The 8291-nt window shown below is 70.5% G+C and carries 7 protein-coding genes; 6 read left to right on the top strand and 1 reads right to left on the bottom strand.

Annotated features, from left to right (window positions below; all coding sequences use genetic code 11):
- Positions 1 to 91 precede the first annotated feature (91 nt).
- The gene (locus J1M37_RS07790; RefSeq protein ID WP_152743875.1) at positions 92 to 1219 is read left to right on the top strand and encodes a quinone-dependent dihydroorotate dehydrogenase; all 1128 of its coding nucleotides are present in this window, start codon (positions 92 to 94) and stop codon (positions 1217 to 1219) included.
- A 66-nt stretch (positions 1220 to 1285) separates the two neighbouring features.
- On the opposite strand, the gene J1M37_RS07785 is transcribed toward J1M37_RS07790, so the two are convergent.
- Positions 1286 to 1909: a DUF3043 domain-containing protein gene (locus tag J1M37_RS07785; RefSeq protein WP_170748146.1), complete on the bottom strand. Its 624-nt coding sequence runs from the start codon at positions 1907 to 1909 to the stop codon at positions 1286 to 1288.
- An 80-nt stretch (positions 1910 to 1989) separates the two neighbouring features.
- Here J1M37_RS07785 and J1M37_RS07780 point away from each other — a divergent pair, with 80 nt between their 5' ends.
- From J1M37_RS07780 to J1M37_RS07760, 5 genes are all read left to right on the top strand, one after another.
- Positions 1990 to 3393: a dipeptidase gene (locus J1M37_RS07780; RefSeq protein ID WP_206452418.1), complete on the top strand. Its 1404-nt coding sequence runs from the start codon at positions 1990 to 1992 to the stop codon at positions 3391 to 3393.
- A gap of 121 nt (positions 3394 to 3514) precedes the next feature.
- The gene (erpA, locus tag J1M37_RS07775) at positions 3515 to 3907 is read left to right on the top strand and encodes an iron-sulfur cluster insertion protein ErpA (RefSeq protein WP_002854644.1); all 393 of its coding nucleotides are present in this window, start codon (positions 3515 to 3517) and stop codon (positions 3905 to 3907) included.
- A gap of 278 nt (positions 3908 to 4185) precedes the next feature.
- Complete coding sequence (ctaC, locus tag J1M37_RS07770; protein ID WP_446724888.1) at positions 4186 to 5103, top strand: aa3-type cytochrome oxidase subunit II; 918 nt, start codon at positions 4186 to 4188, stop codon at positions 5101 to 5103.
- The gene (gene ctaD, locus J1M37_RS07765) at positions 5103 to 6812 is read left to right on the top strand and encodes an aa3-type cytochrome oxidase subunit I (RefSeq protein WP_206452417.1); all 1710 of its coding nucleotides are present in this window, start codon (positions 5103 to 5105) and stop codon (positions 6810 to 6812) included. Before ctaC ends, ctaD begins: the two co-directional genes overlap by 1 nt.
- Positions 6809 to 7210 carry an aa3-type cytochrome oxidase subunit IV gene (locus tag J1M37_RS07760; protein ID WP_206452416.1) on the top strand — a complete coding sequence of 134 codons (402 nt, stop codon included), beginning with the start codon at positions 6809 to 6811 and terminating at the stop codon, positions 7208 to 7210. Before ctaD ends, J1M37_RS07760 begins: the two co-directional genes overlap by 4 nt.
- Positions 7211 to 8291 lie beyond the last annotated feature (1081 nt).

The raw sequence follows: 8291 nt of genomic DNA, 5'->3' as shown, positions 1-8291 counted from the left end.
GTCCGGGGGCGGCGGCTGGATCGGGTCACGGGCCATCCGACCACTCTAGGAGGACCCCGGACGGGCGGGAGGCCCGTGCGAGGATGGGGGCATGCAGCTGCCTGATCCCAAGTCCGCCGTCGACGGCCTCCTGACCTCCCGCGCGCCTCGCCTGTACCCGCCCTTCTTCCGTGCCGTGTTCGGCGGCATGGACGCGGAGCAGGCGCACCATCGGGGCTTCGACGCGATCCGGCTGGTCGAGCGCACCGGGGCGTCCGCCGCCCTGCGCGCCGCCTTCCGCCCGGACCCGCTGCTCGCGCGCACGGTCATGGGCCTGCGGTTCCCGACGCCCTTCGGCCTGGCCGCGGGGTTCGACAAGGACGGCCGGGGGACCGCCGCCCTGGCCGACCTCGGGTTCGGCCACATCGAGGTCGGCACGATCACGGCGCAGCCGCAGCCCGGCAACCCGCAACCGCGACTGTTCCGTCTCGTGGACGACCGGGCGCTGGTCAACCGCATGGGCTTCAACAACGACGGCGCGGCGGCCGTCGCCCCCCGCCTGGCGCGGACCCGGCAGACACTGGAGCGCCGCTTCGGCCCGGCCCGGCCGGTCCTGGGCGTGAACATCGGCAAGACCAAGGTGGTCCCCCTCGAGGACGCGGCGGACGACTACCGGGCCTCGACCCGCCTGCTCGCGCCCCACGCCGACTACCTGACGGTCAACGTGTCCTCGCCGAACACGCCGGGGCTGCGCCAGCTGCAGGAGATCGACGCGCTGGAGCCGATCCTCACGGCGGTGCGCGAGGAGGCCGACCGTGCGGTCCCGGACCGTCGCGTGCCGCTGACCGTGAAGATCGCCCCGGACCTGGCGGACGACGACGTGCGCGCCGTCGGGGCGCTCGCCGAGCGCCTCGGGCTCGACGGCGTCATCGCGACCAACACGACCGTCTCCCGGGAGGGCCTGCGCACCCCGCGTGCCGACGTGGACGCCCTGGGCGCGGGCGGCCTGTCCGGCGCCCCGCTCCAGGAGCGGTCGATGCGGGTGCTGGAGGTCCTGCGGACGGCGCTGCCGACGGGCACCGCCGTCGTCAGCGTGGGCGGGGTGACGGACGCCGACGACGTCCAGGCCCGGCTCGACGCGGGCGCGGACCTCGTCCAGGGTTACACCGCGTTCCTCTACGAGGGGCCGTTCTGGGCCGGCCGGATCACCGCCGGGCTGGCGCGGTCCCTGCGGGGCTGACGGTCTGCTCGCCGGGGCCGCGACGGCCCGGACCCACCGGGGTCCGGGCCGTGGCGCGGTGTCGTGTCAGGCGGGGTACTCGCCCCGCTTGACCTGGGGCTTGGGCAGACGCAGGCGGCGGAACTGCAGGGCCCGCATGATGCCGTAGAAGCCGGTCCCGGGCTCCGGCGTGCCGAAGCGCTCCGTCAGGCCCTTCTTGATGTGCCGGCTGACCAGGAAGCTCTCGATGAGCACGAGGGCCACGAGGACGTACAGGCTGATCATCAGGATCAGCTGCGCCTCGCGGCCGGGGATGAACATGAGCAGGACGTAGGCGAAGACGACGGGCATGAGCCACTCGCCGATGCCGGTGCGCGCGTCCACGTAGTCACGGACCCAGCGCTTCTGCGGTCCCTTGTCGCGTGCCGGGAGGCCGCGCTCGTCCCCGGTCTCCAGCGCGGCGCGCTGGCGCATCCGCTCCTGGGCCATCGCCTGACGCTCGGCCCTGCGGGCCGCCTTGCGATCTTCGGGGACCAGGGTGCGACGGCGCGCGGCCTCCTGGTCGCGGCGCCGTGGAGTCGGGCCCTTCTTGCCCTGCGAGCGGTCGCGCGGCCCGGCCTCGGCCACGGCGGCGCCCTCGGCGGGAGCGGCCGAGGAGCCGTGAGTCGAGGGGGCGGGCGCGGTCTCGGGGATCTTGTCTCGCTTGAACACCCGTCCAGTCTAGTGGTGGGGCGCGTCCGGCCTGGCCGGAGGCGCGGCCCTCGGCCCGGCCGCCGTCTACGCTGGCCGTCATGACTGACATCACCTCCCGTGCGCCGCAGGACGCGGCCCTCGTCTCCGCCGTCCGTGAGGCCGTCGAGGCCCGTTTCCCGACGACCCTCCAGACCCTCACCGACCTCGTGGCGATCCCGGGCATCGCCTGGGACTCCGCGGACCGCGCCCAGCTCGAGCGGTCCGCGGAGGCCGTCGCGGGCCTGCTGCGCGAGGCGGGCCTGCAGGATGTGGAGATCGTGACCGAGACCCGCGACGACGACCGGCCTGGCGGGCCGGCGGTGATCGGCGAGAAGCCCGGCGCCTCCGACAAGCCCACCGTCTTGTTGTATGCCCACCATGATGTGCAGCCGATCGGGGACGAGGACCTCTGGGACACCCCGCCGCTCGTGGCCACCGAGCGCGGCGGGCGGCTGTACGGCCGCGGCGCCGCCGACGACAAGGCCGGCATCATGGTCCACCTCGCCGCTTTCGCCGCCCTGCGGGACGTCCTGCCCGACGCCGGCGTCGGCGTCCGCGTCTTCATCGAGGGCGAGGAGGAGGCCGGCTCGCCCACCTTCCGCACCTTCCTGGAGAAGCACCGGGCGCGCCTCGACGCCGACGCGATCGTGGTCGCGGACTCGTCCAACTGGGCCGTGGGGGAGCCCGCGCTGACCACCTCCCTGCGCGGGCTGGTGGACGGCACGGTGACCGTCCGGGTGCTCGACCACGCCGTGCACTCCGGCATGTTCGGCGGGCCGGTCCTGGACGCCGTCGTCCTGCTCTCACGGCTGATCGCCACGCTCCACGACGCGGACGGCGCGGTCGCCGTGCCCGGCCTCGAGCCGCGGCAGACGGCGGGCCTGGACTACCCCGAGGACGTCTTCCGTGCAGACGCGGGCGTGCTGGACGGAGTGACCCTGGCCGGCCGCGGTCCGGTCGCGGACCGGCTGTGGAACGCGCCCGCGCTGAGCATCATCGGGATCGACGCGCCCTCGGTCGCGGAGTCCTCGAACACGATCCAGCCCGCGGCGCGCGCCAAGTTCTCGCTGCGCCTGGGCCCCGGCATGGACCCCGCGGAGGCCTTCGACGCGCTGCGCACCCACCTGGAGGCGCAGTCCGCGGCCGTGTTCGGCGCGGAGATCACGGTCACCGCGGGGGAGTTCGGTCAGCCGTTCACGACGGACACCTCGGCCCCCGCCGCGGCCGCGATGATGGCCTCCCTGGAGGACGCCTGGGGCGTCGAGCCGCGGGCGATCGGCATGGGTGGCTCCATCCCGTTCACCGCGGACCTCGCCGAGGTCTTCCCGGAGGCCACCCTCCTCATCACTGGCGTGGAGGACCCGGACACGCGGGCGCATTCGGCCAACGAGTCGCTGCACATCGACGACTTCAAGCGGGCCGTCGTCGCCGAGGCGCTCTGGCTCGCCCGGCTCTCCGCGTGAGCGCCGCCCGGCCCGCCGCCGGTGCGGCGGGCCGGGAATGCCCCGTGGGCGGCTAGTGTTGCCCGGGAGACCACACGCGCGTGACGGCCCCGTCCGCGCCCCATGATCTGAGGAGGTCACGATGGCTCTGTCCGCAGAGGAGACCGGCGTCGAGATCGGCGCGACCCAGGACGCCGAAGGCCTGCCCCCGCACGAGGTCGAGCTGACCGACGTGGCGGCCGGCAAGGTGCGCTCGCTGCTCGAGCAGGAGGGCCGCACGGACCTGCGGCTGCGCGTCGCCGTGCAGCCGGGCGGCTGCTCGGGCCTGATCTACCAGCTCTACTTCGACGAGCGCGTCCTCGACGGCGACACCGTCCGTGACTACGACGGGGTCGAGGTGATCGTCGACAAGATGAGCGTGCCCTACCTCATGGGCGCGACCATCGACTTCGAGGACACCATCTCGAAGCAGGGCTTCACGATCGACAACCCCAACGCGGGCGGCTCGTGCGCCTGCGGCGACTCCTTCCACTGATCTGAGGGCGCCCGGAGCGCCTCGGACCGCGTACCGGCGGGTCGGCCTCGGCCGGCCCGCCGTCGTCGTGCTCGGACACTGCACCCAGGATGCTCTGACCGGACTCCCAGATACGAGGCGCCCGTGTCACAGTGCGGAGAATCCGCTCGTTTCGGCTTAGACTGGCTCTGAATCATCAGGGCATACCCGTGCTCCCTGCGAGGACGCTGCGAGAAGTCGCCGAATCGCCGGGGGAGCGGGCACGCCCCTCGCACACGAGATGAAGAGGAAGGCCGTCTGTGAGAGCACAGAATGACGCCGGACGTCGGACTCGCCGCCGCTGGACCGCCGGTGCCGTGGGCACCACGGCGCTCCTGGTGCTGACCGGGTGTTCGGCAGAGGTCCAGCGCGGCTGGTACCCCGGCACCCGGGACACCACCAACCACAACGCCCAGCTCACCGACCTGTGGGTGAACTCCTGGATCGCGGCCATGGTCGTCGGCCTGCTGGCCTGGGGCGCCATGATCTGGTGCATGGTGGCGTACCGCCGCCGCAAGAACGACCAGGGCTTCCCGAAGCAGACGGCCTACAACGTGCCGCTCGAGACCATGTTCACGGCCATCCCGATCCTGATGGTCTTCACCCTCTGGGGCTTCACCAACCGCGTCCAGACCGAGGTCGACCGCCCCGTGGACGACTCGCCGCTGACCGTCACCGTGTACGGCAAGCAGTGGTCCTGGGACTTCAACTACTCCTACGAGCAGGAGAACGGCGAGGTCATCGAGGCCCACTACTCCGGAATCCAGGCCCAGCTGGACGGCACCGAGGGCGTGCGTGACACCCTTCCGGTCCTCTACCTGCCGAACGACGTGCCGGTGCACTTCGAGCTGAAGTCCCGCGACGTGGCGCACTCCTTCTGGATCCCGCAGTTCCTCCAGAAGCGCGACCTGATCCCCGGCAAGACCAACCACCTCTACCTGACCCCCCAGGAGCTGGGCAGCTACGACGGCAAGTGCGCCGAGCTGTGCGGCGAGTTCCACTCCGAGATGCTCTTCAACGTGGAGGTCGTCGACGAGGCGGAGTTCGTCCAGCGCCTCGAGGAGATGGAGCCGGGTCAGGTGGGCGACGAGTACAGCCGCAATCCCAACAACAACCCTGACGGCGCCGGGACGATGGAGCGCGATCTCCAGACCCCCCGCGGTGGAGGTAGCCACTGATGACCACTTACGAGTACGCAACGGATGAGGTGCGCTCACAGGCGCAGCCTCGTGTGGTGCCCCGTTCGCTGGGCAAGATCGTCGTCAGCTGGCTGACGACGACCGACCACAAGGTGCTCGGGTACATGTACCTGATCACGTCCTTCGTCTTCTTCTGCATCGGCGGCGTCATGGCCCTCATGATCCGCGCGGAGCTCTTCGAGCCCGGCATGCAGATCCTGCAGACGAAGGAGCAGTACAACCAGCTGTTCACCATGCACGGCACGCTCATGCTGCTCATGTTCGCGACCCCGCTCTTCGTGGGCTTCGCCAACGTGCTGGTGCCGCTGCAGATCGGTGCTCCGGACGTGTCCTTCCCGCGTCTGAACGCCTTGGCGTTCTGGTTCTTCCTGTTCGGCTCGCTCATCGCGACCGCCGGCTTCCTCACCCCGCAGGGTGCGGCCTCGTTCGGCTGGTTCGCCTACGCCCCGCTCTCCAACACCACGTACTCGCCGGGCGTCGGCGGTGACCTCTGGGTGTTCGGTCTGGTCCTCCAGGGCTTCGGCACGATCATGGGCGGCGTCAACTTCATCACCACGATCCTGACGATGCGTGCTCCTGGCATGACGATGTGGCGCATGCCGATCTTCACCTGGAACACGCTCATCACCGGCATCCTGATCATGATGGCGTTCCCGCCGCTGGCCGCGGCCCTGTTCGCGCTGGGCCTGGACCGTCGCTTCGGCGGCCACATCTTCAACCCGGAGAACGGCGGCGCCATCCTGTGGCAGCACCTCTTCTGGTTCTTCGGCCACCCCGAGGTGTACATCATCGCCCTGCCGTTCTTCGGCGTCGTGTCGGAGATCATCCCGGTGTTCTCCCGCAAGCCGATCTTCGGCTACAAGTCCCTGGTCTTCGCGACGACGTCGATCGCCGCGCTCTCCGTGACGGTGTGGGCGCACCACATGTACGTGACCGGCGCCGTGCTCCTGCCGTTCTTCTCCGTGATGACCATGCTCATCGCGGTCCCGACCGGCGTGAAGTTCGTGAACTGGATCGGCACCATGTGGCGCGGTTCGATCACCTTCGAGACCCCGATGCTGTGGACGCTCGGCTTCATGGTCACCTTCCTGTTCGGTGGCCTGACCGGCGTCATCCTGGCGTCGCCGCCCCTGGACTTCCAGGTGTCCGACACCTACTTCGTCGTGGCGCACTTCCACTACGTCATCTTCGGCACCGTGGTGTTCGCGATGTTCGCCGGCTTCTTCTTCTGGTGGCCCAAGTTCACCGGCAAGATGCTGAACGAGCGTCTCGGCAAGATCCAGTTCTGGCTGCTGTTCGTGGGCTTCCACGGCACGTTCCTGGTGCAGCACTGGCTGGGCGTCATCGGCATGCCGCGTCGCTACGCGGACTACATGATCGAGGACGGCTTCACCGCGATGAACGAGTTCTCCTCGGTCTTCTCCTTCGTTCTCGGCGCGTCGCTGATCCCGTTCTTCTGGAACGTCTACATCACCTCGCGCTATGGCAAGAAGGTCACCGTGGACGACCCGTGGGGCTTCGGCGCCTCGCTCGAGTGGACCACTTCGTGCCCGCCGCCGCGGCACAACTTCCACTCCCTGCCGCGCATCCGCTCCGAGCGTCCGGCGCTGGATCTGCACCACCCGGAGCTCTTCCCGCACTCGCCTCAGAACACGTCTGAGGCCTTCGGAGAGAAGGTCGCACAGTGAAGGTCGCAGCCAACATCTTCTGGATCATCGGCCTGTTCTTCATCGCAGCCGCCACCCTCTACGGGTTCTGGGTCGAGTGGACCGAGTGGGCAGGCATCCCGGCCATCTACGCCGTGGGCGGGATGTCCTGGATGATCGCCTGGTATCTCCAATCCACCGAGAAGAAGTTCGGGCTGGGCCCGGCGGACGACGAGGACGGCGAGATCACCGACTACGCCGGCACCTACGGTACCTTCGCTCCCTGGAGCTGGTGGCCGCTGGGCCTGGGCCTGGCCTGCGCGATCATCGTGACCGGTCTGGCCGTCGGCTGGTGGATCTTCATCATCGGCGTCGTCGCGGGCACCTACTTCACCTTCGGGTGGGTCTACGAGTTCTCTCGGGGCAAGTACGCCCACTGACCCGGCCGTCGTTCCAACGCCGCAGGCCGGATCCCCTCGGGGGTCCGGCCTGCGGCGTTTCCCTGGGAGCTGAGTACGGCCAGCCCGCCGTCGCGGCGGCCAGCCCCTCACGCCCGAGGTGCGCTTGCACCGGCGGATCCCCACGTCCTGCCTCGCCTCGCCGCGTCGGGGGAGGTGGGAGCCGTGCACGATGAGTGCGCGTGCCGCGCAGCGGCGCTGGGCACGCCACCCGACGTCGCCGCGTGCGCCGGCAGCCACCCTGAGGGGCCCGGCGGCGATGCCCTGAGCCCTACACGGCTGGGGAGTAGGCCCCACGACCGCGTGTGATGGTGTGGGCGGCCATGCGGCTTTCACCCGCTCCGGGCGACCGGAGATCGCCACGTCGTCGTGTGGCAGGAGGGCATGAGGCCGCTGACAGCCGTGGGGCCAGCCAAGCCCGGGGAGCGTCGCCACCGGGGCAGGGGGCCGACGGTGAACGTCGTGTCCCGGCCACCATCGCCGACGCCACGCGTCGCTGGGCCTCGCAGGTGCACGCCCGAGCGAGACCACGGTCCGCGGTGACAGGCCGGTTCGTCCTCTCTCGACTCGGACCGGGACACGGGGTGTGCCGGTCCATCGCTGAGTTGCAGCGCGGTGCACCCCGACCGGGCACCGCTGCCACACGCGGCGACAGGTCCGGCTTCGCCGTGAGGCCGTCAGAGCCTCCGCGCGCCACCGCCAGGGGCGCGGCCTGTGTCCCACAGCTTGCAGGTGCACGGTGCGCCTCGGCCTGCGGCGGCGACCCGCTGAGGCGTCTGCCGCCGGTCTTCCCCTGCCGGGGTGGGCACGCAGGCGGAGGATTCCGGCCCGGTGCCGGCACGTTCGACCGTGTCCGGGCGCAGCTCGTGGCGGGCAGACGCAGCGGACGGTACAGGGGCACTGGTGTGCGTGAGCGAGGCCCATGCGCGGACCTCCTGTCAAGGGCCATTGAGTTCTGCCCATAGGCGGCCAGTGTTTCTTCCCGCTGGTGGCCATCAGAACTGCCCACTGGTGGCCAGCTGGTTTGCCCGTTTGGGTGGTGGTGCTGGCCACCGTGATGGGA

This window comes from Micrococcus sp. KRD012 (assembly GCF_017168555.1).
Taxonomy (GTDB): domain Bacteria; phylum Actinomycetota; class Actinomycetes; order Actinomycetales; family Micrococcaceae; genus Micrococcus; species Micrococcus luteus.
Note: the sequence above shows the minus strand (reverse complement) of the source record. Positions and strands in the feature narration are given on the sequence as shown.

Bases quoted from the DNA above. Each gene is read 5' to 3' on its own strand.
- J1M37_RS07790 (WP_152743875.1), top strand. From the start codon at position 92: ATGCAGCTGCCTGATCCCAAGTCCGCCGTCGACGGCCTCCTGACCTCC.
- J1M37_RS07780 (WP_206452418.1), top strand. From the start codon at position 1,990: ATGACTGACATCACCTCCCGTGCGCCGCAGGACGCGGCCCTCGTCTCC.
- erpA (WP_002854644.1), top strand. From the start codon at position 3,515: ATGGCTCTGTCCGCAGAGGAGACCGGCGTCGAGATCGGCGCGACCCAG.
- ctaD (WP_206452417.1), top strand. From the start codon at position 5,103: ATGACCACTTACGAGTACGCAACGGATGAGGTGCGCTCACAGGCGCAG.